Origin of the sequence: Xanthomonas sp. 1678, from assembly GCF_031455575.1 — a bacterium.
Classification (GTDB): domain Bacteria; phylum Pseudomonadota; class Gammaproteobacteria; order Xanthomonadales; family Xanthomonadaceae; genus Xanthomonas_A.
Genome location: NZ_JAVDSZ010000004.1, coordinates 223,515 through 249,292, shown reverse-complemented (window position 1 = coordinate 249,292; position 25,778 = coordinate 223,515). Strand labels below are relative to the sequence as shown.

The window sequence follows — 25,778 nt, the reverse complement described above, 5'->3', positions numbered from 1 at the left end:
CGCGCGCCGCCTAGGCGGCGCCCCCCGACTCCACCGCGCGCCATTCCAGCGCGGCGCGGTCGAGCACGCCGTTGACGTAGGTGTGGCCGTGTTCGGAGCCGAACCGCTTGGCGGTCTCGATCGCTTCGTTGATCACCACGCGGTACGGCACGTCCTGGCGATGCAGCAGTTCGTAGGCGGCCAGGCGCAGCACCGCGCGCTCGATCGCGTCCACTTCCTCGACCGTGCGGTCCAGGTAGCCGACCAGCGCCGCGTCCAGTTCGGCGCGGTGCTTGAGCACGCCTTCGACCAGGTTCTCGAAATAGATCAGGTCGGCCAGTTCGTGCGCCTGCTCGTGCGCGAACTGCGCGATCACGTGCTGCGCGGTGCCGCCGGCGATCTGCCAGGCGTAGATCGCCTGCAGCGCGCGCCGGCGCGCGCGCGAACGCAGCACCGGATCGACGCCGTCGCGGCGGACGTGCTTGTGGCCAGCGGACTTGTTCACGGCAGCAGCTCCAGAAGATTGACCATTTCCAACGCGGTCAGCGCCGCTTCCTCGCCCTTGTTGCCGTGGCTGCCGCCGGCGCGTGCCTCGGCGTCCTCGACCCGCTCCACCGCCAGCACGCCGTTGAGCACCGGGATGCGGAAATCCAGCGACACCCGCAGCAGGCCTTCGGCGCAGCCGTCGGCCACGTGCTCGTAGTGTCGGGTGTCGCCGCGGATCACGCAGCCCAGCGCGATGATCGCCGCATGCTTGCCGGCGGCGGCCAGGCGCGCGGCGGCCAGCGGCAGTTCCCAGGCGCCGGGCACGCGGATCACGTCCACCGCCTCGTCGGCGATGCCGTTGCCGGACAGGCTTTCGCGCGCGCCGGCGACCAGCACGTCGGTGATGCGCGCGTTCCAGCGGCTGGCGATGATCGCGAACCGGGCCGCTTCGGGAGCGCGGAGGTCGCCTTCGTAGTGGGTCATGGCGGTGGCGGGTTCAGGGGGTTGGAGAGTTTAGCAGTGCAGCCGGGACCGGGGACCGGGGACCAGGGACCCGGAAAAGCAAAAGCGCGCCGCGGACTTCATGCCGTTGGCTCTTGCCGTTCCGGGTCCCCGGTCCCCGGTCCCCGGTCCCGCCCGAGTCCCGAGTCCCGAGTCCCGAGTCCCGCCCCCACCTCCACATGCTCCACCACTTCCAGCCCGAACCCGGCCAGGCCGACCTGGCGGCGCGGGGTGCCCAGCACGCGCAGCTTGCCCAGGCCCAGGTCGGCCAGGATCTGGCTGCCGGCGCCGTTGCGCCGCCACTGCCCCACGTCCTTGCTGTTGGCGACCACGTCGGGCTGCTTGCGCAACCGCGCCAGCAGCGCCTGGCTGTCGCGCGGCGCCGACAGCACCACCATCACCCCGCTGCCGGCGTCGGCGATCGCGCGCAGCGCGTCGCTGGCGGCCACGCCGAAATCGTCGCGGCGCCAGTGCAGCAGGTCGGCCAGCGGGTTCTCCACCTGCACCCGCACCAGCGTCGGCGTGTCCGCGTCCGGGGTGCCGCGGACCAGCGCGAAATGCAGGTCGTGGGCGATGCGGTCGCGGTAGGTGACCAGGGTGAAGCCGCCGAACTCGGTCTCGATGGCGCGCTCGTCGATGCGCTCGACGGTGTGCTCGGTGGCCAGGCGGTAGGCGATCAGGTCGGCGATCGAGCCCATCTTCAGCCCGTGCAGGCGCGCGAATTCCTCCAGCTGCGGGCGCCGCGCCATGCTGCCGTCGGGATTGAGCACCTCCACCAGCACCCCGGCCGGCTCCAGCCCGGCCAGCAGCGGCAGGTCGCCGGCGGCCTCGGTGTGGCCGGCACGGGTCAGCACGCCGCCGGGCTGGGCGATCAGCGGGAAGATGTGGCCGGGCTGGCTCAGGTCGTGCGGCTTGGCGTCGGGTTTGACCGCGGTGCGCACGGTATGCGCACGGTCGTAGGCGGAGATGCCGGTGGTGACGCCCTCGGCCGCTTCGATGCTGACGGTGAAGTTGGTGTGGAACTGCGCGGTGTTGTGCTGGACCATCGGCGCCAGCCCGAGCTGCGCGCAGCGCTCGCGGGTCAGCGACAGGCACACCAGGCCGCGCGCATGGGTGACCATGAAATTGATGTCGGACGGCTTGACCAGTTCGGCGGCCATGATCAGGTCGCCCTCGTTCTCGCGGTCCTCGTCGTCGACGATGACCACCATGCGGCCGGCGCGGATCTCTTCCAGCAGTTCGGGGACGGGGGCGAAGTTCAGGCTGGGGGCAGTGGACGGTGACATGGGGACTCGCAGGATTCGCAGGAGGTGGCGCCGCGGCGCCGGCAGCGCGGGCTGCGGCGACACGGCCATCGGGAGCAAGGACGGGGTGGCGTCAGCCGTCGCGGCCTTGCAGCAGGCGTTCGACGTAGCGCGCGACCAGGTCGATTTCAAGATTCACCGCGGCGCCCACCGCGGTCTGCGCGAACGCGGTGTTGGCCACCGTGTGCGGAATCAGCGCGACCTCGAACCCGGCGGCGTCCACCTCGTTGACGGTCAGGCTGACCCCGTCCACGCAGATCGAACCCTTCTTGGCGATGTAGCGCAGCAGCGCCGGCGGCGCGGCGAAGCGCCAGCGTTGCGCGCGCGCGTCCTCGTGGATCGACAGCACGCTGCCAAGGCCGTCGACATGGCCACTGACCAGATGCCCGCCGAGGCGGTCGGTCGGGCGCATCGCCCGCTCCAGGTTCAGCGCCGCGCCTTCGGCGAGCGCGCCGAGCGTGGTCAGCGACAGGGTCTCGGTGGACGCATCGGCCTGGAACGACGCCGCGTCAAAGGCGACCACGGTCAGGCACACGCCGTTGACCGCGATGCTCTCGCCGAGCTGCACGTCGGCGAACGGCAGGCTGCCGGTGGAGAAGGTGAAGCGGATGTCGCCGCCCTGCGGCTGGCGCGCGGCCAGGCGGCCGACGCCTTCGATGATTCCGGTGAACATAAACGTTTCTCGCAAGGATGGTGAGCGAAAAACGCCACAAGGCAAACAGGCGCGCGCGCAGCCGCGAGGCTGCGCGAAGGCCGTCTTCTTTCATCCGGACTATACCGTCGGCTCCGGCATCGGACCGGATCTGCTGACCTTGAGCAGCGCACCCGCACTGCGTGCCGGCTGCCCTGCCCAAGCGCTCGCGGGCTCGTGCGCGAACGCACCTACCGCCGGTGGGGAATCGCACCCCGCCCTGAAGACGTTTGTGGTGCCGGCGAACCGGCGTGCGCATTCTAGCAGGGCGCGGCTTGGCACCCGCTGCGACGGGATGGGCCACCGATGGGACGTAGCGTCGCGGCGAAGGCGGCAACCGTGCGCCGTGGCGACAGCACACCGGCGCAGCAGATGCCGGTCGCGGTTACCCGGCGTCCGCCGCCGCCGGACGCAGCAACAGGCGCAGGTCGTCGCCGACCTGGCGCGTCTCCAGCAAGCGCAGCGGCACGCGCTGCGCCATCGTGTCGATGCCCAGGCCGGCCAGCAGCGGGCGCGCGGCGTCGCCGAGCAGCAGCGGCGCCAGGTACAGCAGCACCTCGTCGACCAAGCCGGCGCGCAGCAGCGCCCCGCCCATGGTCGCACCGGCTTCGACCTGGACTTCGTTGACGCCGCGCTCGGCGAGCAGGCGCAGCACCGCGGCCAGATCGAGGCGCCCGGACTGCAGCGCGACCGCGGCGAACTCGGCGCCCGGCAGCGGCGGCGGTGCCAGTCCCGGCGCATGCAGGTACAGCGTCGGCGCGGCGCCATCGCGCACCTTGGCCCGCTGCAGCGTGCGCAGCTGCGCATCCAGCACCACGCGCAGCGGCGGCGTCACATCGGTGCCATCGTCCAGGCGCACGGTCAGCGACGGATCGTCGGCCAGCACGGTGCCGGCACCGGTCAGGATCGCCCCGGCGCGCGCGCGCCAGCGCTGCACGTCGTGGCGCGCGGCCGCGCCGGTGATCCACTTCGATTCGCCGCTGGCCAGCGCGGTGCGTCCATCCAGGCTGGCGCCGAGCTTGACCCGCAGCCACGGCCGGCCGCGCTCCACCCGCGACAGGAAGCCGCGGTTCAAGGCGCGCGCCTGCGTGTCCATCAGCCCGCTGCGGACCTCGATGCCGGCCTCGCGCAGCAGCGCAAAGCCGCCGCCGTTGACCTGCGGAAACGGGTCGGCCATCGCCGCCACCACGCGGGTCACCCCGGCCTCGATCAACGCCAGCGCGCACGGCGGCGTGCGCCCGAAATGCGCGCACGGCTCCAGGGTCACGTAGGCGGTGGCGCCGCGCGCACGCGCGCCGGCGTCGCGCAGCGCGAACACCTCCGCATGCGGGCCGCCGGCACGTTGGTGGAAGCCCTCGCCGACCACCTCGCCGTCGCGCACCAGCACGCAGCCGACCATCGGGTTGGGCCGCGTGGTGTAAGCGCCGCGCTCGGCCAGGCGCAGCGCCTGCGCCATGTACCGATGATCGTCGGCGGAAAACCCGCCCATCTCGCTACCGCTCATGCCGCCAGCGCGCCGGCGTCGATGCGCATCACCGTCACCTGCAGCGGCCCCAGCGGCAGCTGCACATGCGGCTCCCAGCCCAGGCGCTGGTAGAACGGCACCAGATGCGGCTGGCAATACAGATACAGGTGGCCCACCCGCAGCCGCGCCGCAGCCTGCACGCAATGCGCGACCAGCTGCGCGCCGAGCCCGCCGCCGCGCGCCTGGGGGCGCACGTACAGCGTCGCCAGCCACGGCGAGAACTGGCGGATGCGCGCGTCGTCGTTCTGCAGCAGGCTGACCGAACCGAGCCAGTCGTCGCCGTCGAGCGCGATCCAGGTGGTCGGGATGCGGCTGTCGCAGCGGTGGCTGCGCAGGTCGGCTTCGGCTTCGTCCAGCGCCCATTCCGGCAGCAGCGGGCCGAACGCCTGCAGGTGTTCGCTGGCCAGCGCCGGGATGTGCTGCGGCGCCTCGGCCAGGCAGACGATGCGCATGCCGGTCAGCGCTTGCCGGACTTGTCGCCCGGCTTGTCGACGCGGACCAGGTCCAGCAGCGGCAACTGCTCGCTACCTACCGGCAACTCGCGTTCGAGCTTCTCGATCTCCTCGCGGAAATCGGCCACGTCCTGGAAGCTGCGGTACACCGAGGCGAAGCGCACGTAGCCGACATGGTCGAGCTTGCGCAGCTCGGCCATCACGTATTCGCCGACCCGGATCGACGGCAGCTCGCGCTCGCCGGACATGCGCAACTGGTGCACCACCGCGCGCACCGCCGCCTCGATCTGCTCCTCGGCCACCGGCCGCTTCTGCAGCGCGCGGTCGAAGCTGGTGCGCAGCTTGCGCGCATCGAAGGCCTCGCGGCCGCCATCGCTCTTGATCACCGTCGGCAGCTTCAGCTCGATCGTCTCCAGCGTGCTGAAGCGCTCGCCGCAGGCCTCGCACTCGCGGCGCCGGCGGATCGTCGCGCCGTCCTCGGACACGCGCGAATCGATCACGCGGGTGTCGGTGTGCTGGCAGAAGGGGCAGTGCATCAGGAAAGCCGGGACTCGGGACCCGGGACTCGGGACCCGGTGAAAAGCGGAATCCATCGACCGGCCGGCCCGATGGCCATGCCAGCGGATGCGGGAGCCGGCGCTGTGCCGAGTCCCGAGTCCCGAGTCCCGAGTCCCGACACCTCAGCCATACACCGGATACTTCCTGCACTGCGCGGTCACCGCCTCGCGCACGCGGGCGATGACCGCGGCATCGGCCGGGGCGTCGAGCACGTCGGCGATCCAGTTGGCCAGGTCGATGCTGTCCTGCTCCAGGTAGCCGCGGGTGGTGATGGCCGGGGTGCCCAGGCGCAGGCCCGAGGTCACGAACGGCGAGCGCGGGTCGTTGGGCACCGAGTTCTTGTTGACGGTGATGTGGGCCTTGCCCAGCGCGGCTTCCGCGTCCTTGCCGGACACGTCCTTGCCGATCATGTCCACCAGCATCAGGTGGTTCTCGGTGCCGCCGGAGACGATCTTGTAGCCGCGCGCGATCAGGGTCTTGGCCATCGCCTGCGCGTTCTTCACCACCTGCTGCTGGTAGTCCTTGAATTCCGGCTCCAGCGCTTCCTTGAACGCCACCGCCTTGGCCGCGATCACGTGCATCAGCGGGCCGCCCTGGATGCCCGGGAACACGATCGACTGCAGCTTCTTGACCAGTTCCTCGCTCGCGCCCTTGGCCAGGATGATACCGCCGCGCGGGCCGCGCAGGGTCTTGTGGGTGGTCGAGGTGACCACGTGCGCGTGGTCCATCGGGCTCGGATACACGCCGGCGGCGACCAGGCCGGCCACGTGCGCCATGTCCACGAACAGCACCGCGCCGACCTGGTCGGCGATGGCGCGGAAGCGCGCCCAGTCGATCTTCTGCGAATACGCGGAGAAGCCCGCCACGACCATCTTCGGCTTGTGCTCCAGCGCCAGCCGCTCGACTTCGTCGTAGTCGATCAGGCCCTGCTCGTTCACCCCGTACTGCACCGCGTTGAACAGTTTGCCGGAGGCGTTGACCTTGGCGCCGTGGGTCAGATGGCCGCCGTGGGCCAGCGACATGCCCAGGATGGTGTCGCCCGGCTGCAGCAGCGCGAAGTACACCGCCTGGTTGGCCTGCGAGCCGCTGTGCGGCTGCACGTTGGCGTAGTCGGCGCCGAACAGCTGCTTGACCCGGTCGATCGCCAGCTGCTCGGCGATGTCGACGAATTCGCAGCCGCCGTAGTAGCGCTTGCCCGGGTAGCCCTCGGCGTACTTGTTGGTCAGCTGGCTGCCCTGGGCTTCCATCACCCGCGGGCTGCAGTAGTTCTCGCTGGCGATCAGCTCGACATGGTCTTCCTGGCGGCCGGCTTCGGCGGCGATGGCCTGGGCCAGTTCGGGATCGTAGGTTTCGATGCGGGCGTCGCGCGGGAACATCGGGTCTCCAGGGGCATGGACAAAAGGCAGACCGCTAGTTTAAGCCCCGCGCAGGGCCGGCGGCGAACCAAAACGACGACGGCCTCCCGCAGGAGGCCGTCGTGGCGTGCCCAGTGGCCCGGATCAGCGGCCGTTGAGCACCAGGTCGGCGATGATGCCGCTGGCGATGGCGACCATCAGCAGGTTGCCGCGGTCGTCGCGGACCCAGCGGTAGCCGTATGGCGGACGCCGCACCTGGTAGCGGTCGTAGTCGTAGACCACGTAGTTGGGCCCGTAGTAGCGCTGGCCGCGCGCCCACGGCGGCGGGCCGGGATGGCGGTAGTAGACGACGTCCGGACGGCGCCGGTAGCCGTCGCGGTAGCCCTGGCTGTAGTAGCGACGGTCGTCGTGGCGTTCGCGCTCGCGCCAGCGGCGGTCGCGGTCGCGATCCCGGTCGTGCCAGTCGCGATCGCGGCCGCGGTCGTTGTCGTTCCAGCCGTGACGGTCGCGGTCGCGATCGCCCCAGCCATCGCGGGCGAAGGCCGGCGGCGCCATGAAACCCAGCGCCAGCAGGGACGAAAGGGCAAGGGTGGCAATGCGTGTGGTGTTCATGGCTGCTCCGTCACTTTTGGTGTCACGACTGCATTAATGCGCCCGGCGTCTGAACCGCTTCCTGCTGGAACCGGTTACGCATTCAGCTTGCTGGAAACGAGTAAGCGACCGTTACTTTTCGGTCAGTTTTCCGGTGCATGTCAGCGTGTCGGCGACGTCGGCGCATTGCGGCTATCGCCGCGATCACACGCTCACCCTGGCTCCTGCCCCGCAAGCCGCGTGCGCACCCGCCACCCGCGCTCAGTGGCGGTGCGCGTCGTCGCTTGCCGCTGCGGCAACGCCGGGCGGCTGCGCATGCAGCTGCAGCAGCGCCGTCCGCGCCGCTTCGTCGGCAGGCAGGTAGACCACCAGCCGGTTGCCGTTGCGCGGCGCCGACCACCAGTTGACCTGCTGCAGCTGCAGCTCGCCGACCTGCGGATGGTGGAAGCGCTTGAGCTGGTTTTCCACGCCGCGCACCTCGCGCCGTTGCCGCCACAGCGCATCGAATTCGGACGAGGCGTCGCGATACCGCGCCAGCAGGCGCTCCCATGCCGGTTCGCCCAGGTGCTCGCCCATGGCGGCGCGCAACAGCGCCACCATCTGCTGCAGGACGTTGTCCCGGTCGCCCAGGCGCGCGCGCCAGCACGGGTTGGTGAACGCCTGGTAGACGCAGTTGCGGTCGGTTTCGGGCAGGTCGGCCAGGGTCACTCCCATCAGACGCTCGAAGGCGACATTGGCGCCCAGGATGTCGAAGCGCGGACTCTGCAGCATCGCCGGCCAGGGACCGAGCTGATCGAGCAGCATGCGCCCGGTATCGGTCAGCCGCTCGCACGGCGGCTGCAGCCGCTGCACCGCATCGCCCAGGCCGGCCAGCGCCAGCACGTGGCCGGTCTCCACATCAGAGCACTGCAGGGCGCCGGCGATGGCGGTCAGCACGCGCGCGGAGGCGCGCACCGGTCGGCCCTGTTCGAGCCAGGTGTACCAGGTGACGCCGACGTCGGCGAGCGCGGCCACTTCCTCGCGGCGCAGTCCGGGCGTGCGGCGCCTGCCGGCACGCGGCAGGCCCAGCCGCGCCGGATCCAGGCTCTCGCGGCGCGCGCGCAGGAAGGCGCCGAGCGCACGGGCACGTTCGACGGCCAGCGCCGGGCTGTGCGTGGCGACGGCTACGGCGCTGCTCGCCGCAGCGCTGGTAGGAGACAGCCGGTCGTTGAGCATTCTTGTTCTCCGTCCTGGTCCACGCATCGAACCGAGTCACAGGCAGGAAGCGCCAGTACCAGGATAAATAACTACTTGTACCAGTTTAGAGGGTTCGCATACTGCGCGCCATGACCACCTCCTGCCCCTCCTCCGCCGTGCCCACGCCCGCCATGCCCACGCCCGTCGATCGCGGCGACCGGCACCCGCCACTATTCGCCCACCCCGACGCCGCGGCGCCGACGCTGGGCGCACGCGGGCTGGCGATCCTGCTGATTGGCCAGATGCTGCCGCTGATCGACTTTTCCATCATCAACGTCGCCCTCGGCTCCATCGCCCACACGCTGCATGCCTCGGCGATGGCGCTGGAACTGATCGTGGCGGTGTACGGCGTGGCCTTCGCGGTGGGCCTGGCCGCGGGCGGGCGGCTGGGCGACAACCTGGGCCGGCGCCGGGTGTTCGCCGCCGGGGTGCTGCTGTTCGGCTTGGCCTCGTTGCTGTGCGGGGCGGCCGGATCGGTGGCGGCGCTGCTGGCCGGGCGCGTGCTGCAGGGCCTGGGCGCGGCGCTGGCGGTGCCGCAGATCCTCGCCACCATCCACGTCAGCCTGCGCGGCGAGGCGCATGCGCGTGCGCTGGCGCTGTACGGCTCGCTGGGCGGGATTGCGTTCGTCATCGGCCAGGTGCTGGGCGGCACCCTGGTCAGCGCCGACATCGCCGGTTCCGGTTGGCGCGCGATCTTCCTGATCAACCTGCCGTTCTGCGTGCTGGCGCTGGCGGGCCTGCGTTCGGTGCCGGAGACCCGCGCCGCGCGGCGGACGCTGCCGGACCTGGCCGGTGCCGGCTTGCTGGGGCTGTTCCTGGCCTGCCTGCTGCTGCCGCTGGCGCTCGGCCCCACGCTGCACTGGTCCGCGCCGTGCCTGGCGGTGCTGGCCGCGACGCTGCCGTTGCTGGCGGCGCTGGCCCGTACCGAGGCATGGCAGGAACGCCGCGGCCGCCAGCCGCTGTTGCCGCCGGCGCTGCTGCGCCTGCCCAGCGTGCGCTTCGCGCTGCTGCTGGGCGCGCTGTTCTTCGCCTGCTGGAGCGGCTTCATGTTCGTGCTCGCGCTGACCTTGCAGGCCGGCGCGGGACTGTCGCCGCTGCAGTCGGGCAATGCCTTCATCGTGCTCGGCGCGGCGTATTTCTGCTCGGCATTGGTCAGCGCGCGTGCGGTGGCCCGGTTCGGGCTGCTGCCCACGCTGCTGCTGGGCTGCACGGTGCAGATGCTGGGCCTGCTGGCGCTGGCCTGGACGCTGCACGCGGCCTGGCCGCATCCCGGCTGGCGCGACCTGGCGGCGCCGACGGCGCTGATCGGGGCCGGTCAGGCGTGGATCGTGGCCTGCTTCTACCGCATCGGCCTGTCGCAGGTGCCGACCGAGCACGCCGGTGCCGGCAGCGCCATGCTCTCCACCATCCTGCAGGCCGCGATGGGCCTGGGACCGGCGGCGCTGGGCGCGGTCTACGCGCATGCGCACGGCGGCGGCAGCCTGGCCGCGATGCAGGCGGCGCTGGCAAGCGAGTGGCTGGCGATGCTGCTGCTGGTGGCGTGCACGCTGCGCTACCGGCAGCGTCAGCGTCGCGCCGGCCAGGTGCCGACGGCGCGCCCCTAGCCCCGGCATTGCCGCGTCGGCACGCGGCGCGTGCATGCCGGCGCGGGCGTGCCAACGCCGGTGCCGCTATAATCGAGGGCATCCATTTCGCCGCCTTCCGGCCCCGGCCGGCGGGCGTCCTGCGCCTCCGGAGACCCCATGTCGCAATACATCTACACCATGAACGGCGTCAGCAAGACGGTGCCGCCGAAGCGCCAGATCATCAAGGACATCTCGCTGTCGTTCTTCCCCGGCGCCAAGATCGGCCTGCTCGGCCTCAACGGCGCCGGCAAGTCCACGGTGCTGAAGATCATGGCCGGCGTGGACACCGACTTCAGCGGCGAAGCGCGCCCGCAGCCGGGCATCAAGGTCGGCTACCTGGCGCAGGAGCCGGAGCTGGACCCGACCAAGACCGTGCGTGAAGCGGTCGAGGAAGGCGTCGGCGAAGTGCTGCAGGCGCAGGCCGCGCTGGACAAGATCTACGAGGCCTATGCCGAGGAAGGCGCCGACTTCGACAAGCTCGCCGCAGAGCAGCAGCGGCTGGAGGCGATCCTCGCCGCCGGCGATGCGCACATGGTCGAGCAGCAGTTGGAGATCGCCGCCGACGCGCTGCGCCTGCCGCCGTGGGACGCGGTGATCGGCCCGCTGTCGGGCGGCGAGAAGCGCCGCGTGGCGCTGTGCCGGCTGCTGCTGCAGAAGCCGGACATGCTGCTGCTCGACGAACCGACCAACCACCTCGACGCCGAGTCGGTGGAATGGCTGGAGCAGTTCCTGGCGCGCTACACCGGCACCGTGGTGGCGGTGACCCACGATCGCTACTTCCTGGACAACGCCGCCGAGTGGATCCTGGAACTGGACCGTGGCCGCGGCATCCCGTGGAAGGGCAACTACACCGACTGGCTGATGCAGAAGGAAGAGCGCCTGAAGCAGGAAGACAACCAGGAGAAGTCGCGGCAGAAGGCGATCCAGAAGGAGCTGGAATGGTCGCGGCAGAATGCCAAGGGCGGCCGCACCAAGGGCAAGGCGCGTCTGGCGCGCCTGGAAGAACTGCAGTCGGTCGACTACCAGCGCCGCAACGAGACCAACGAGATCTTCATTCCGCCGGGCGAGCGCCTGGGCAATGCGGTGCTCGAGTTCAAGCACGTCACCAAGAAGTTCGGCGACCGCCTGCTGATCGACGATCTCAGCTTCCTGGTGCCGTCCGGCGCCATCGTCGGCATCATCGGCCCCAACGGCGCCGGCAAGTCGACGCTGTTCAAGATGATCATCGGCAAGGAGAAGCCGGACTCGGGCGAGATCGTGCTCGGGCCGACGGTGAAGCTGGCCTACGTGGACCAGAGCCGCGACAAGCTGGAAGGCAACCACAACGTGTTCCAGGAAGTCTCCGGCGGCCTGGACATCCTCAACATCAACGGCGTGGAGATCCAGTCGCGCGCCTACCTGGGCCGCTTCAACTTCAAGGGCCAGGATCAGCAGAAGCTGGTCGGCAGCCTCTCCGGCGGCGAACGCGGGCGCCTGCACATGGCCAAGACCCTGCTGCAGGGCGGCAACGTGCTGCTGCTCGACGAACCGTCCAACGATCTGGACATCGAGACGCTGCGCGCGCTGGAAGACGCGCTGCTGGAGTTCCCGGGCAATACCTTCGTGATCTCGCATGACCGCTGGTTCCTGGACCGCATCGCGACCCACATCCTGGCGTTCGAAGGCGACTCGCACGTGGAGTTCTTCCAGGGCAACTACCGCGAGTACGAGATCGACAAGCGCCGCCGCATGGGCGACGACGCCGGTCCGAAGCGGCTGCGCTTCAAGGCGCTGAAGTAAGCCTGTAGGCAAGCGTTCCCGCAAACGGCCGCGCCCTGCGCGGCCGTTTGCGTTTCGGCGTTGCGTCGCCACGCCGCCGTCCTCGCATCGACGTACACGCCAGCGAGCATGCGCACGCGGCGCGCACCCGCAACGCAGACACTCCTCCCGAATGCGCTGCAGCGGCACCATGCCCAGCCACGCAGCATGGCGCGTCCGTGCACGCCGAACCGCTGGCCACCGAACCGCATCGGCAGCATGACTGGCAGCCGGCCAGTACGCGCCGCGCCACGCGATCTTTCTGGGCGATGGTGTAGAAACATGCCTGGACCTCGCCGCTCGCGGAAGCAATGAACAACGCTCGCCCTGGATCCCGTCCCTTCCCGCTCAGTCGCCGCGACCTGCTGCGGCTGGCCGTGCTCGCGCCTGCCGCGTTCGGCGCGAGCCTGCTGCCGGGCTGCGCCAACCCGCCGCGGTTCGATGGCGGCTTCATCCAGCCCTGGCGCAGCCACCTGGAAATGAGCGCGCAGGACTGGCAGCAGCACATGGCGCTGGCCCAGCGCATGGGCTGCCGCCAGATCGTGGTGCAGTGGGCGGGGCTGTACGGCAGCGGCGGCGATGCCGACTGGGACGTGCCGGACAGCGTGATGCAGTTGATCTTCTCCACCGCCGCTGCGGCGGGCCTGCGGGTGCGCGTCGGCCTGCCCTACCACAGCGGCTGGTGGAAGGCGCTGCAGGCGCAGGACCTGGCCGCGCTGGACGCCTTCCTGGCGCTGACCCTGGACAATGCCCGCGCCTACCTGCTGCGCGCGCCGTGGACCGCGCAGGGCAACTTCGACGGCTGGTACCTGCCCTACGAGCTGGAGCAGTTCCACTGGGCGCAGGACGAGCGCCAGCAGCGCCTGTGCGCCTGGCTCGCCGCACTGTGCGCTGCAGCCAAGGCCGGCACCGCGCAACCGACCGCGATCTCCACCTATTTCAGCCGGCTGCAGACCGACGGCTCGCTGGCGCAGCTGTGGACCCGCATCCTCGACCAGGTGCCGCTGCGGCCGATGGTGCAGGACGGGGTCGGCGTCGCCGGGCTGGACAACCTGGACGGCGTGGATCCGCTGCTGGCGCTGCTGCGCGCGCGCCAGGTCGACTTCGACGTGGTGGTCGAACTGTTCGAGCAATTGCCGAGCTCGGCCGCCGACGGCAGCAACTTCCAGGCGCAGACCGCCGATGCCGCGCGCATCCGCAAGCAGCTGGCGTGGGCGCATGGCAGCGGTGCCGCCGGCATCTTCGCCTTCGCGCTGGATCCGTGGCTGTCGCAGGACACGCCGCGCGCGCAGGCGCTGCGCCGGCAGTGGCGCGCCGGGCGCCAGTAGCGCCGGTGCGCGCCTCGGCAGAAGCCGTGGCGCCTGTTACAGCGCGCGGCCGATGATGTCGCGCAGGATCTCGCTGGTGCCGCCGAAGATGCGCAACGCGCGCGCGTCGGCCCAGGCGCGGCCGATGCCGTACTCGCTGCTGTAGCCGTAGCCGCCGTGCAGCTGCAGCAGCGCGTCCAGCACCTGGCCCTGGATCTCGGTGGCGTTGAGCTTGGCCATCGCCGCGGTGGTGGCCTGCAGTCGGCCCTGCAGCTGCGCGTCCAGGCACTGGTCGAGGAAGCTGCGCAGCATCGCCAGCTGCGCGGCCGCGTCGGCGAGCACGAAGCGGGTGTTCTGGTGGTCGATCAGGTGGCGGCCGAACGCCTTGCGCTGGCGCACGTAGGCGATGGTCTCGGCGAGCATGCCTTCGGCCGAGGCCGCCGCGCGCAGCGCGATCGCCAGGCGTTCGGCGGCCAGTTGTTCGCCGAGGTAGTCGAAGCCGCGCTGCTCTTCGCCGAGCAGGTGCGAGACCGGCACCGCCACGTCCTGGAAGAACAGCTCGCTGGTGTCCTGCGCGTGCTGGCCGATCTTGGCCATCGGCGCGCCGCGGCTGATGCCGGGCAGCGCGGTATCGACGCAGAACAAGGTCAATCCGCGCGCGCCCAGCTCCGGCGCCACCGTGGCCACCACCACCGCCACGTCGGCGTTGCTGCCGTTGGTGATCCAGGTCTTCTGGCCGTTGAGCAGGTAGTGATCGCCGTGCCGTTCGGCACGGGTACGGATCGCCTTCAGGTCGCTGCCGGCGCCGGGCTCGGTCATCGCGATCGCGCCGATCGCTTCGCCGCGCGCCATCTTCGGCAGCCAGGCATCGCGTACCGCGTCGCTGCCGTACTGCATCAGGTACGGCGCGGCCATGTCCGAATGGATCGAGAAGCCGATGCCGAGGAAATTGGCCCGCGCCAGTTCCTCGATCACGCAGGCGGCATGCCCGTAGTCGCCGCCCAGGCCGTAGGGTTCGGGCAGCTGGCAGTTGAGCAGGCCGGCGGCGCCGGCCGCGCGCCACAGCGAACGCGGGGTGATGCCGTCGCGTTCCCATTGCGCGTAGTGCGGGGCGATCTGCGTGTCGATGAAACGCCGCACCTGTTCGCGGAACAGGGCATGGTCTTCGCGGAAGACGGCGCGGTCGATCACGCTCAGCGGCCCACCGGATCGGTGCCGCTGAGCTGGCCCTGCAGCACCGGTGCGGCGGCGCTGCCGCTCAGGAACAGGCTGTAGTGGTCGCCGGGCTGCAACGGCGGCAGCGCCAACGGCGCGCTGTCCTTGCCGCCGCACGCGGCGACCAGTCGCGCCTGGACCGGGTTGATCGCGCGCGCGCCGCTGGCGCCCGCGGCGACCGCCGGGAACACCACCGGGCCGTTGTCGGCCATCGCCAGCCGCGCCTGGCTGCAACCGCTGGCCAGGTTGTAGAAACGGATCTCGGCCTTGAGCGCATCGCTGCTGCCGCCGCCGTCGGCCAGTACCGCCAGCGGCCGCGCCGGCGCGGCCGGGTCCAGCACCAGCGTGGTGAAGCTGCCGGCGGCGACCTGCGCCTGCTGGCGCGCCTTGCCGGCCACGCGTACCGCGAACGGCTTGCCGCCTTCGACGATGGCGTAACGGGTGGCGCGGACGGCCGGGCCGATGCGCTGCTCGGCACCGTTGCCGACGCCGACCGCGAGCGCGGCGCTGCCCGGGTTGAGCACGCGCACGAACGCCGAACCGGCCGGCGGGCGCGCGGCATACAGCTGCGCGAGGCGACCTTCCGATGCGCCCTGCTGGGCGCTGGCGGCCAGCGGCGCAAGGGCCAGCACGGCGCTGGCAAATAAGGTGAAGGGCAGTTTCATCGTTTGGTTTCCTGGCTGCGGAGCGTGCGCGCCAGTGCGTAGCGCTGCTCCAGTTGTTTGCGATCGACCTTGCTGGTGGCGCCGGTGGGCAACGCGTCCACGGCGATCAGTTCGGAGGGAATCATGTATGGCGGCACGCGCTGGCCGAGCTGCCGCTTCCAGTCCTGCAAGGCGTCGGGCAGCGGCTGCACCGCGCCTGCGCCCGGCGCGGCCAGTTCGACGAAGCCGATCATCCGCACCAGGCTGCCGTCGGGCCGGCGCAGCACCACCGCCGCGCCGGCGACCACGCCGTCCAGGGTGGACAGCGCCGCATCCACCTCGGCCAGTTCGATGCGGTAGCCGTTGAGCTTGATCTGGTCGTCCTTGCGGCCGCGGAAATAGAGGCGGCCCTGCGCATCGATCTCGCCCAGGTCGCCGCTGCGGTAGGCGCGCTTGCCGTCGTGCTCGAACAGCACGCCCTGGTCCAGGTCCGGGCGCTCCAGATAGCCGCGCATCACGTGGTCGCCGGCCATGCAGATCTCGCCGCCGTCGATGAACACCTGCGCATACGGCTTGGCCACGCCGATCGGGAACGGGTTGGGCGCGGCCGCGCGCAGTGCGGCATCGATCTCCACCCAGGTGGTGGAACAGGTGGCTTCGGTCGGGCCATAGGAGTTGACGATACGCGCCTGCGGGAAGCGCGCCCACAACTCTTCGGCCACGCGCGGGGTCAACGATTCGGCGCCGAACACGAACACCTGCAACGTGGGCAGGTGTTCGGCGCAAAAGCGCGGATTGAGCAGCTGCTGGCGCACGAACGAGGGCGTGGACGCCCACACCGCCACGTCGGCATCGCGCAGGTGCTCGACGAAGCGTTCGCTGTCGGCGATCACCTCGCGCGGGCACAGCACGCAGCAGCCGCCCAGGCCGAGCGCGCCGCACAGGTCGAACAGCGAGAAATCGAAGCTGAACAGCATCTGGTTGAGGAACGCCGGCGCCGGCCCCAGCGCCAGGCAGTCGCGGATCCAGCCGGCGAACAGGGCCACGCTGTCGCGGCCGATCTGCACGCCCTTGGGATCGCCGGTGCTGCCGGAGGTGAACATGATGTAGGCCAGGTCCGGCACCGCCAGCGCGCGCGCGTCGTCGGCGCCGGGGCCGAACGTATCGGCCGCCGCGTCGTAGACCGCGGCATGCACCAGCGCGGTGATGCGCCGCAGCCGCGCCGGCGGATTGATGGTGTCCACCGGCACGTAGGTCACGCCCAGCTGCAGGCAGCCGAGCATGGCCACCACGAAGGCGGACTGCTTGTGGCCGGAAATCACCAACGCATGGCCAGGCTGCACGCCGGCCTGCTGCGCGCGCGCGATCCAGTCCTGCGTGGCCTGGTACAGCCCGGCCCAGTCCAGCACGCCGGCGGCATCGCGCAACGCCGGCGCATGCGGCGCCTGCTCGCGTTCGACAAAACGGCACTGGTCGAAATCAAAGCGCATGGCGGCGGCTCCGCTGGTGGCCCGGCTCAGCGCTGGTGCGCGGCGACGTAGTCGGCCAGCACCTGCACCGATTCGACCAGCGTGTCGATCTCGTCGATCGGCAGGGTCACGCCGAGGCGGTCCTTGACCTCGACCATCAGCTGCACCTTGGACATCGAATCGAACAGCGATTCCATGTATTCGTCGGGCTGCACGCGGGTGCCGATCACGCTCTCGACGATGTCGGTCAGCTGGGTCTGGAGGGTCTGCATGTCCATGGGGTTCACCTTGTCAGAACTGGAAATAGAGGAAACGCGATTCTTTGTGCAGGCTCGACAGGCACAGCGCGAGCAGCGACAGCATCGCCAGCAGCCACGGCAGGTTGGGCTGCCAGCGCATCCACGCGCGCGGCGCCGGGCTCGGCTTGGCCAGCGCGGGCGAGTACACGCCCATGATCTGGTGCGCGTTGGGCGCCAGCCACACCACCGCCAGCAATCCGGCGATGTAGAGCAGCTGCAGGTGATGGCCGGCCAGCAGGCGCCAGCCGTCGGCCGCGCCCATGCCGGCGATGTGGCCGAGGTTGTCCAGGCTTTCCCAGCCGCGCAGGCCGGCCATGCCCTGCACCAGCTGCCACGCCGCGTGCACGCCGTCGGCGCGGAAGAACGCCTGCGCGAACAGCACCGCGACGAAGGTCAGCAGCAGGTAGCCCACATGCTGCAGCGGGTTGAGCGTGCGCAGCGCCGCCGGCTTGCGCCCGCCGACGAAGATGCGCCAGGCGTGGTTGATCGCCAGGTAGGCGGCATGCAGCAGGCCGAAGATCAGGAACTGCAGGCCGGCGCCGTGCCAGATCCCGGCCAGGCCCATCGCCCACACCGTGGGCAGCACGATCATCGAGGCGAAGCCGCCGGCCGAGGCCACCGCGGCCGGGCCGGTGGCGCGCCCGTGGCGGGTGCGCCAGCGGGTCACCGCCATCGCCACCGGGTAGTACAGGTAGGCGGTGATGTAGCGGGTCAGGGTCATGTGCCAGCGCGCCCAGAAATCGATCACGCTGGTCGCCTTGTACGGCGAGTTGAAGTTGAGCGGGAAGCGGATGCCGAACATCCGCGCCAGGCCCAGCGCCATGTCCGAATAGCCGGAAAAATCGAAGTACAGCTGCAGCGCGTAGCTCAGCGCGGTGGCCCACGCGCCCCAGAACTGCACCTCGCCGGTGCTGGCGAAACCGGCGTCGGCGTACGGCGCGATGCTGTCGGCCAGCAGCACTTTCTTGGCCAGGCCGATCACGAACAGCATGCCGCCGACCGACAGGTTGTCGGCGTGGAAGCGGTAGGTCTCGCGCTTGCTGAACTGCGGCATCATCTCCTTGTGGTGGAGGATGGGGCCGGCGATCAGGTGCGGGAAGAAGGTCACGAACAGCACGTAGCTGAGCGGGCTGCGGTCGTTGACCACGCCGGCGCGGCAGTCCAGCAGGTAGCCGATCTGGGTGAAGGTGAAGAAGGAAATGCCCAGCGGCAGGATCAGCGCGTCCATCGGGCCGACGTTGAAACCCACGTCGTGGGCGAAGGTGACCATCGCCGCGAAATACTTGTAGTGCACCAGCAGCACCAGGTCGGCGGCCACGCCCAGCGTGGTGACCAGCAGTTGCAGCCTGGGGCGCTTGGCCAGCGACAGGATCGCCAGGCTGACCAGGTAGTTGAACACGATCGAGCCGGCCAGCAGCACCACGAACTGCGGGTTCCACCAGCCGTAGAACACGATCGAGGCCACGCACAGCCACAGCGCGGCCAGGCGCGGCTGCAGCGCGCCGAGCAGGTAGTGCACGCCCAGCGCGACCGGCAGGAAGATCAGCAGGAACAGGAAGGAGTTGAACAGCATCGTCGGTCGGCGCTCAGTCGATCTCGGCCAGCGCCGCGCGTTCGCCGTCGGTCAGCGGCAGCGACAGGGCCATTTCGGAGAATTCCCAGACCACCAGCTTCAGGCTCGGCGGCCATTGCCGACGCTGCGGCCAGGCCGCCAGCAACGCGCCGGAGAACTGGCCGCCGTCCAGGCTCTGGTTCCACACTTCGCGGCCGAGGGCGTGGCCCAGGCGTTCGCCGAACAGGCTGCGGCGCCCGTTGGAGCTGCCCAACAGCAGCACCTCCACCGGCGGCGTGTCGTCGAGCAGGCCACCGCTGCGCAGCGGCGCGATGGTCTGCTGCGGCTCGCGGTCCAGCGCCGGGCGCCAGGCCGGCGGCGCATGTTCCAGCCCGGCCAGCACGATCAGGTCGCCCATCCGCGGCGCCGGCGCGCCGGGCGCGCCGACCGCGAAGGCCTGCGCGCCGCGCCCGCCGAGCAGCGGCAACGCCGAGGCCGCCACCGCATCGGCGGCGCGCTGCGCGCCGATCCGGTTCATGTGCACGTCGGTGCGGAAGAACACCGGCGCGTCGCCGGCCTGCAGCACCGGCAGCAGGTCGGTCGAGGCCACGCCCGCGGCGGCCAGCGCCTGGTGCCATTGCCCCAGCCGCGCGCGCATCGGCGCCGAATGGCGCAGGCCGCAGGTGTGCGCCTGCTCGATCCGCGATTTGTCCGGCACCACCACCACCAGCAACTGCACGCCCTGCGCCTGCAGCTGCCGCGCCCAATGCCGCATCAAGCGCACGCGCTGGGCGAACACCGCTTCGCCGGCGCCGGCGGGCGGACGCAAGCCGTCGCGGTAGAACAGCCAGCCTGGGCAGCCCAGCGCGACCTGCGGCCCGGCATCGCCGAGCAGCCGATAACGCAACGCCGCGCCGGCCAGGTCGGCCTGCGCCTGCAGCGGCAGCTTCAGCGCCTGGTTGATCGCGCGGCCGGCCTCGCCGTCGGCCCAGCGCGCCGGCGCCAGCGACGCCGCCGGCAGCGGCGCGCGGCCCAGCATCCAGCCACCGGACAACAGCCCGGCGACCAGCAGCAGCACCACCACCACGGCGGTGACCACATGCGCGCGCGCCGGGGCCGCCGCAGGCAGGGGCGCAGGCGCGCCGGGACGTGCACTCATCGGCCTACTGTCCCAGGGCCTTGTGCAGGCGCGCCTGCCACTGCTGCGCGCTCATGATCGAGGCGTTGTCCCACTGTCCACGCGCATCCGGGCCCTGCCCATAGGACGGCTCGAACATCTGCCACACCAGCACCTGCGGCTTGGTCTTCTGGAACTCGGGTGATTCCAGATATTCCAGCAGCATCACCCAGGGGCCGACGTTGCCGGGCTTCCAGTTCACCGACACCGGGCGATCGAGCAGGTTGGACAGCTTCTGCGGGAAGCCGAAATACGGCTGCACCATGCTGTGCCCGGTGACGTGCAGCGGCGCCGGCGCGTCGTCCAGCAGCGCCTGCTGATCGGACTGGCGGCGCACGGTGAAGGTGTCGCGGCCCACCGCCTTGCGCTGCGCGTCGGTCAGGAACAGTTCGGCCAGGTCGCCGAAGCGACGCTCGGTGATCTCGCTGCCCAGGGCCATGCCGGTGCCGTCCTGGCCCTGCAGCCGCGGCACCTGCTGGCGGACCTGCGCGGCGACCGCCACGGCCACCGCGTCGGCGGCCGGCTGGGTCCAGTGCTGATCGCTGCGGTAGAACACCTCCTTCCCGCCCTGCTTGACCTGGCGCAGCACCTGCAGCGCGTCCACCGCTGGCACCTGCGCCGTGCCCAGGCTGTCCTGGATCAGCGCATAGCGGCCGCGCACGGCATCGCTCATGCGCTTGCCGTCGGGCAGCTTGTCTTCGTAGAACAGGGCCTTGTCCGGCAGCACCAGCACGTCCAGGCGGACCCCGGCCGCCGCCAGCGCGGCGCGCGCCTCGGCGATCAGCGCGGTGTTGCGGTCGATCGCCGCACCGTCGACCTCGGTCAGGCTGCCCCATCCGGGGAACAGCCAGCCGTCCTTGCCGACCATCACGATCGAGGAATCCTGTGCGGCGCCGGCGGCGGCAGGCGGCGCCTGGGCCAGCGCCGGCGCGGCGGCGAACGCACACGACAGGCCCACGCACAGCAGGCCCAGCCACAACGCGCGGGCATGCGCACGGGGGGACGGGAAGACAACAGCGGTCATGGCGGTTCCTTGCATGATCAGTAGTAGAAGGTGGCGGTGGCGAACAGGCCCTTGGCGCGCTGGGTATCGCCGCCGCCGATGGCGAAGCGGTACTGCACGCTCAGGTCCAGCGAGGAGCGTGCGGCGTTGTAGCGGTCCTCGCGGAACCAGTAGCGCACGCCGAGGCCGGGGCCGGCGCCCAGCGACCAGCTGCGGTCGGTGTCGGACAACGCGAACGCCTGCTTGCCGATCAGCGGATAGGCGATGCCGCTGACGCGCGTGCGCTGGTCGAGCCAGTCCGCGCCCACCACCACCGACGGGGTCAGCACCCAGCGGGTCTGCTCGGCGCCGAACCGGTAGCTGCGGCCCAGCCGCAGTTCGGCGGCGGCGAACCATTGCGCGCGATGCAGGCGGCCGTCGGAGTCGAGCAGGTTTTCGACCGGGGCGCCGGTGGCGTCCAGCCGATCCACGCTGAAGCGCGCGCGGTTGTCGTCCCAGCTGTAGCCGGCCTGCGCGTAGCCGCTCAGCGTCCACCACTGGTTCACGTCGGTGCGCACGCCGGTGCCCTGGTAGAAGCCGTAGGTCAGGTACGACATCCAGCCGCCGGCGTTGCTGTCCAGGCGGTAGCGCGCCAGCGTGTTGACCTGCAGCGGCTGGTTCGAGTCGCGCTGGATGCGGCACTGGATCGCGGCCGAATCCGGATAGACGCCGCCGTTGCGGGTGGCAGTGCCGAGGAACTGGCGGCGCTCGATGCCTGCGCTCAGGCCGGTGCGGCCGAACGCGTAGCGCACGCCGAACGATCCGATCGTGGAGGGCCAGCCGGCGATCGAGCGCGAGCGGCTCAGGCGCTCGGCCCGCGCGCGCGCGTCCTCGGTGGCTTCGCCGGTGCAAGGATCCACCGCGCGCACGGATTCGAAGGTGCCGCCCTCGTCGTACAGCGTGTTGGCCATGCGTGCGTACGCTTCCAGCGTGCCATGGCGGTTGTTGAGCGCCTCGGGCCGCCAGAACGCCTCCACGGTGCCGAAAGCCGAATCGCCCGGGGTGCTGATCGCCGACCCGCCGAGGTTGGTCGCGGCCTGGCGCGCGCCGCGGTAGCCGGCCGAGGCGATCAGGCCCCATTCGCGCGAGAGGTTGGCGATCGAACTGCGGGTGTTGTAGCGCTGCGCCTTGTCCAGCGGCAGCCGGCCCTGGTCGGCGCGGTCGATCGCGCTGCGCAGCAGCGCCACCGCCTGCGTGTTGTCGCCCTGCGCGGCGCTGGCATAGGCCTGGTCGAGCACCACGCTGGGCGGCGCCTTGCCGGTGGCTTCGGCCGCGCGGAAATCGTCCAGCGCCTGCGCCGGTTCGCCGCTGCGCTGGTACAGATAGCCGCGCTGCATCAGCAGCCCGGCGTCGGCGGGGCGCTGGCCCAGCGCGCTGTCCAGGCGTTGCCGCGCCTGCGCCTGCTGGGCGCGGTCGCCGGCGGCCAGCGCGGTGGTGAGCAGGTTCTGCAGGCTGGCGTTGTCCGGGCTCTCCTGCAGTGCGCGCTGCGCTTCGCGAATGGCCTCCTGGTAGTCCTGCCGTCCGTAGGCAGCGTAGGCGCGTTGCGCGGCGCTGCCGCTGCCCTGCAGGTCGGCCGGGGTCAGTTCGCACTGGGTGCCGTAGGGCGTATCGCGGCATTGCTGGAATGGCGCCGGGTACGCCGCCAGGGTCAGCGTCGGAACCGCGCGCGCCTTGCGCAGCGCCTTCTCGCGCTGGGCGACGGCCTGGCCGATCTGCTGGCGCGCGGTGTCGTCCGCGTCGGCCAGCGGATCGGCCTGCAGCGGTTGCAGCAGGCGCGCGGCACGTTCGCGGTCGCCGGCGGCGATCGCCGCATCCACCGCCAGCAGGCGCACGTTGCGCTGCTGTTGCGCATCCAGCCAGTCCTGGCGCAGGGCGGCGTCGAAATCGGCGTTGGCCTCGGTGGTGCGCAACTGGCGCTGGCGCAGATACCCGCGCATGACCAGCGCCACGGTGTCTTCGCTGTCGTTGTCCAGGGCCTGGTCGGCGGTGTCCTCGGCGGCGGACAGTTGCCCGTCGAGCAGTTGCACGGTCATCAGCAGCAGGCGATGCGAGGCCACGTCCGGCGCGTACGCCACCGCTTGCCGGGCGAATCCGGCGGCCGCGGCGAAGTCCTGCGCGATCAACGCCTGGTAGCCCTCCTGCGCCGGCTTGACCGCGCGCTGGCGGCCCAGCGCCACGCGCTTGGCCTGCAGGTCGGCGACATTCGGCGCGCCCAGCTGCACCGCCGTGGCGGCAGCGGCTTCGGCCTGTTCGAATTTCTGTTGCGCCTCCAGCGCGGCCACCCACAGGATCGCCCAGGCACCCTGCTGCGGCTGCTGGCGGAAGGCCTGTTCGGCCTTGTCCGCGGCCTCGGCCATGTGGTCGTTGTTGTAGGCGTCGTAGGCCTGGGTGGCCAGCGCGAAGGCGCGCTGGTAGGCCTGTTCGGCCGCGCTGGGGCGCGCGGTGGCGCGTGGCGCGGGTGCGCCGCCGGCGCGCGCGGAGGCGGAGGCCGCTGCCGGCGCCGACGCCGACGCCAGTCCCGGCAGCGCCGGATCGCGCAGTCCGTCGGCCAGCGCGCGGCGGGCCTGCGCGCGCGCTTCGTCGGCGCGGCCCAGCTTCTGCAGCGCGTAGATCTGCAGCAGGCGCAGGCGCGCCACGTCCGGGCGCAAGCGCGCCGCTTCGGCGGCCTCGCGGCTGGCGCGCTGGTAATCGCCGCGTGCGTAGGACGCGTAGGCGTCTTCGGCAATGCGGTAGGCGGCACCGGCCAGCGGCGGTTGCTGCGCATAGGCGGGGACGCTGCCCAGGCCGAGCAGGCCCAGCGCGATCACGGCCGAAAGCAAGGTGATTCTCATGCCTGCAGTTCTCCGCCGGCGCTGTATCGGGGTAGGCCGGCGCGGCGATGCTGCTCGCGCACGGCGGTGGCGATCGCCGCCTGGGTGGCGACGCCCTGCTTGACCAGGTGGTCGCCGATGCGGCCGTCGCGTTGCGGCTTGTATTCGTCGAGCACGCGCTCGAACTGGTCGCGCGCGATCAGGCGCATCTCCACCAACAGATCGCCCAGCAGCGGCACCGCGTCGATGCGGTAGCTTTCGCCGCTGATCAGGCGCAGGCCGGCATTGATTTCGCTTTCGCGCGCGATCGACTGCCTGAGCACGCTGGCCTGCGCGTCCTGCAGCAGCCGTTCCTGCTCGGCCTCGGACAGCGCGTTGGCCACCGCGACCGCCAGTTCGTCGGGCGCGCCCGGTGGCAGCGGCAGCAGGCGCCACTGCACGCAGGCCTCGACCGACAGCGGGAACTGCCCGGCCTGCAGGTAGTCGACGTCGATCGCCGCACGCGGCAGGTCGCCCTGGAAGGCGATGGCTTCGGCCAGGGTTTCATCGTCCAGCCAGCCCTGCGCGACCAGGATCCGGCCCAGCGGCTGCTGGCGCCCGCCCTGCTGTTGCTGCAGCGCCTGCTGCAGGCGTTCGGGTTCGACCGCTTCCCAGGTGGCCAGCAATTCGCCCAGGCGCCGGCGCGTGTGCACCAGCTGCGCGGCGGAGGGGAAATCGTGCATGGTCTTGTCCCACACCATGCGCTTGCCGAACAGCAGGTACAGCAGGAACATGCGCCAGGCGCGCGCGGTGGCCATGAAGTTGATCATGTTGCCGACCACCATGCGCGGGATCGACATCAGCGCATGTTCCCACCCGTACAGGCGGTTGACGAAGTAGAAACGCTGCGCCACGCGCGTGACCAGCGCCGCGGTGGTTAGCAGCGCCACGTTCATCTGCCAGGTGCCGCTCTGGAAGATGGTCGGGAACTGGGTGCTCCACGCACCGGTCACCTTGAGCACCCAGAACAGCAGCAGTTGCAGGAAGATCAGGTAGGCGAAGACGCTGATGAACGAGGTGACGATGCCCTTGCGGTCGCGCGCCAGCAGGTACTTGGTCGCCAGCGAACCGCGCCAGCCCAGCGTCTCCCAGCTCTGCAGGCCGATGCCCAGCACCCAGCGCGCCTTCTGCCGGTACGAGGCGCGAAAGTTGTCGGGGAAGTATTCGCGCACGCACAGCGCCATGCGCAGGGTGCGCTCGCGCACCGGGCCCCAACCGAACCACGACGCGCGGCGTACGCGGAACTGCACCGGGAAGCGCGCGAAGATCGAGTGCATGCCCATCGCCGCCAAGCGCGCGCCGACGTCGTAGTCCTCGGTCAGGCTGTCGGTGTTGAACGGCTGGTTGCCGGTGGCCTCGCTCAGCGCCACCAGCGCCTTGCGCGAGAAACAGGTGCCCACGCCGGCCGAGGGCACCATGCCGGACACGCTTTCGCGCACCACCAGGTCCTTGGCGTGCCATTCGGCGAACTCGTCCATGTACACGCCGGCGACCAGTTCGTACCACTCGCGGTCCAGCGAGGTCACCGGCAGCTGGATCATGTCCTTGCGCGGCAGCAGGTAGTTGAAGAACCGCAGCTCCATCGGGTGCAGCACGTCTTCGCTGTCGTGCAGGACCACGCCGGCGAATTCGATGCCGTGGCGCTTCTCGTACTCGAAGATCGCCAGCACCAGCCAGTTCAGGCAGTCGGCCTTGCTGGTCGGGCCGTCGTGCGGCACCTCGATCCGGCGCATGCGCTTGTAGCGCCGGCACATGCGTTCCACTTCGGCGATGGTCTGCGGGTCGTTGGGATAGGTGCCGACGAAGATCACGTAGTCGTGGTAGTCGAGCACGTCGACCATGTTCTCGACCATCTGCCCGATCACGTCGTACTCGGCCCAGGCCGGCACCATGATCGCCAGCGTCTGTTCGGGCCGCTGCAGCAGGTCCTGCTGGGTCAGCGGCCGGTATTCGCTGCGCTGCTTGAGGATCAGGGTGCGCCAGATTTCGCGCACCCAGTACCAGGCATCGATGAACAGGTCATCGAGGCTGGAGATCAGGATCACCACCGCCACCACCACTGCCGCCGTCTCCAGGAAGGCGTAGTAGTTGGCGAGGTGGATGTTCCAGTACAGGCCGTCCACA

The 25,778-nt window shown here is 70.7% G+C and carries 22 protein-coding genes and 1 riboswitch; of the genes, 3 read left to right on the top strand and 19 right to left on the bottom strand.

Annotated features, from left to right (window positions below; genetic code table 11):
* Positions 1–10 precede the first annotated feature (10 nt).
* From nusB to J2Y70_RS10205, 10 genes are all read right to left on the bottom strand, one after another.
* Complete coding sequence (gene nusB, locus J2Y70_RS10250) at positions 11–484, bottom strand: transcription antitermination factor NusB (protein ID WP_309916824.1); 474 nt, start codon at positions 482–484, stop codon at positions 11–13.
* Positions 481–948, bottom strand: coding sequence for a 6,7-dimethyl-8-ribityllumazine synthase (ribH, locus tag J2Y70_RS10245; RefSeq protein WP_263397252.1), 468 nt, complete (start codon positions 946–948; stop codon positions 481–483). Before ribH ends, nusB begins: the two co-directional genes overlap by 4 nt.
* Before the next feature lie 98 nt (positions 949–1,046).
* On the bottom strand, positions 1,047–2,228 hold the full coding sequence (ribB, locus tag J2Y70_RS10240; RefSeq protein WP_309917065.1) for a 3,4-dihydroxy-2-butanone-4-phosphate synthase: 1,182 nt from the start codon (positions 2,226–2,228) through the stop codon (positions 1,047–1,049).
* 115 nt (positions 2,229–2,343) lie between these two features.
* Positions 2,344–2,943: a riboflavin synthase gene (locus J2Y70_RS10235; RefSeq protein ID WP_263397251.1), complete on the bottom strand. Its 600-nt coding sequence runs from the start codon at positions 2,941–2,943 to the stop codon at positions 2,344–2,346.
* Between the two features lie 78 nt (positions 2,944–3,021).
* Positions 3,022–3,193, bottom strand: a riboswitch (FMN riboswitch).
* 153 nt (positions 3,194–3,346) lie between these two features.
* The gene (gene ribD / locus J2Y70_RS10230; RefSeq protein WP_309916819.1) at positions 3,347–4,465 is read right to left on the bottom strand and encodes a bifunctional diaminohydroxyphosphoribosylaminopyrimidine deaminase/5-amino-6-(5-phosphoribosylamino)uracil reductase RibD; all 1,119 of its coding nucleotides are present in this window, start codon (positions 4,463–4,465) and stop codon (positions 3,347–3,349) included.
* On the bottom strand, positions 4,462–4,947 hold the full coding sequence (locus J2Y70_RS10225; protein ID WP_309917062.1) for a GNAT family N-acetyltransferase: 486 nt from the start codon (positions 4,945–4,947) through the stop codon (positions 4,462–4,464). Before J2Y70_RS10225 ends, ribD begins: the two co-directional genes overlap by 4 nt.
* The gene (gene nrdR, locus J2Y70_RS10220) at positions 4,944–5,474 is read right to left on the bottom strand and encodes a transcriptional regulator NrdR (RefSeq protein WP_263397249.1); all 531 of its coding nucleotides are present in this window, start codon (positions 5,472–5,474) and stop codon (positions 4,944–4,946) included. The genes J2Y70_RS10225 and nrdR overlap by 4 nt, the downstream gene beginning before the upstream one ends.
* Positions 5,475–5,618: 144 nt before the next feature.
* A complete protein-coding gene (gene glyA / locus J2Y70_RS10215; protein ID WP_263397248.1) occupies positions 5,619–6,872 on the bottom strand; it encodes a serine hydroxymethyltransferase in 1,254 nt (417 codons plus the stop codon).
* Positions 6,873–6,995: 123 nt separating this feature from the next.
* A complete protein-coding gene (locus tag J2Y70_RS10210) occupies positions 6,996–7,463 on the bottom strand; it encodes an RcnB family protein (RefSeq protein ID WP_263397247.1) in 468 nt (155 codons plus the stop codon).
* A 240-nt stretch (positions 7,464–7,703) separates the two neighbouring features.
* Positions 7,704–8,657, bottom strand: coding sequence for a helix-turn-helix transcriptional regulator (locus J2Y70_RS10205; protein WP_309916811.1), 954 nt, complete (start codon positions 8,655–8,657; stop codon positions 7,704–7,706).
* A 152-nt stretch (positions 8,658–8,809) separates the two neighbouring features.
* On the opposite strand from J2Y70_RS10205, the gene J2Y70_RS10200 reads away from it, so the two are divergent.
* The 3 genes from J2Y70_RS10200 to J2Y70_RS10190 all read left to right on the top strand — a co-directional run bounded on the left by J2Y70_RS10200 (position 8,810) and on the right by J2Y70_RS10190 (position 13,428).
* Positions 8,810–10,282, top strand: coding sequence for an MFS transporter (locus J2Y70_RS10200; RefSeq protein WP_309916808.1), 1,473 nt, complete (start codon positions 8,810–8,812; stop codon positions 10,280–10,282).
* A 138-nt stretch (positions 10,283–10,420) separates the two neighbouring features.
* Positions 10,421–12,082, top strand: a complete 1,662-nt coding sequence (ettA, locus tag J2Y70_RS10195; protein ID WP_263397244.1) for an energy-dependent translational throttle protein EttA — start codon at positions 10,421–10,423, stop codon at positions 12,080–12,082.
* A gap of 329 nt (positions 12,083–12,411) precedes the next feature.
* A complete protein-coding gene (locus tag J2Y70_RS10190; protein ID WP_309916805.1) occupies positions 12,412–13,428 on the top strand; it encodes a DUF4434 domain-containing protein in 1,017 nt (338 codons plus the stop codon).
* A gap of 36 nt (positions 13,429–13,464) precedes the next feature.
* Here the strand turns inward: J2Y70_RS10190 and J2Y70_RS10185 are convergent, their stop codons facing one another.
* Genes J2Y70_RS10185 through J2Y70_RS10145 form a run of 9 tightly spaced genes read right to left on the bottom strand, consistent with a single transcriptional unit; the run spans position 13,465 to position 25,777 of the window.
* Positions 13,465–14,598 carry an acyl-CoA dehydrogenase family protein gene (locus J2Y70_RS10185; RefSeq protein WP_309916801.1) on the bottom strand — a complete coding sequence of 378 codons (1,134 nt, stop codon included), beginning with the start codon at positions 14,596–14,598 and terminating at the stop codon, positions 13,465–13,467.
* Positions 14,599–14,600: 2 nt separating this feature from the next.
* Positions 14,601–15,287: an alginate O-acetyltransferase AlgF gene (locus J2Y70_RS10180; RefSeq protein WP_309916798.1), complete on the bottom strand. Its 687-nt coding sequence runs from the start codon at positions 15,285–15,287 to the stop codon at positions 14,601–14,603.
* Positions 15,284–16,756, bottom strand: a complete 1,473-nt coding sequence (locus J2Y70_RS10175) for an AMP-binding protein (protein ID WP_309916796.1) — start codon at positions 16,754–16,756, stop codon at positions 15,284–15,286. Before J2Y70_RS10175 ends, J2Y70_RS10180 begins: the two co-directional genes overlap by 4 nt.
* A 26-nt stretch (positions 16,757–16,782) precedes the next feature.
* Positions 16,783–17,013 carry an acyl carrier protein gene (locus J2Y70_RS10170; protein WP_263397239.1) on the bottom strand — a complete coding sequence of 77 codons (231 nt, stop codon included), beginning with the start codon at positions 17,011–17,013 and terminating at the stop codon, positions 16,783–16,785.
* Between the two features lie 13 nt (positions 17,014–17,026).
* Positions 17,027–18,607 (bottom strand): MBOAT family O-acyltransferase, encoded by a 1,581-nt coding sequence (locus J2Y70_RS10165; RefSeq protein WP_309916791.1) that lies wholly within the window; start codon positions 18,605–18,607, stop codon positions 17,027–17,029.
* Positions 18,608–18,620: 13 nt separating this feature from the next.
* On the bottom strand, positions 18,621–19,745 hold the full coding sequence (locus tag J2Y70_RS10160; protein WP_309916788.1) for a cell division protein FtsQ: 1,125 nt from the start codon (positions 19,743–19,745) through the stop codon (positions 18,621–18,623).
* A gap of 4 nt (positions 19,746–19,749) precedes the next feature.
* A complete protein-coding gene (locus J2Y70_RS10155) occupies positions 19,750–20,787 on the bottom strand; it encodes a twin-arginine translocation pathway signal (protein ID WP_309916783.1) in 1,038 nt (345 codons plus the stop codon).
* A 17-nt stretch (positions 20,788–20,804) separates the two neighbouring features.
* Positions 20,805–23,636: a hypothetical protein gene (locus J2Y70_RS10150; RefSeq protein WP_309916780.1), complete on the bottom strand. Its 2,832-nt coding sequence runs from the start codon at positions 23,634–23,636 to the stop codon at positions 20,805–20,807.
* Positions 23,633–25,777 carry a glycosyl transferase family protein gene (locus J2Y70_RS10145; protein WP_309916777.1) on the bottom strand — a complete coding sequence of 715 codons (2,145 nt, stop codon included), beginning with the start codon at positions 25,775–25,777 and terminating at the stop codon, positions 23,633–23,635. Before J2Y70_RS10145 ends, J2Y70_RS10150 begins: the two co-directional genes overlap by 4 nt.
* Between the last annotated feature and the right edge of the window lies 1 nt (position 25,778).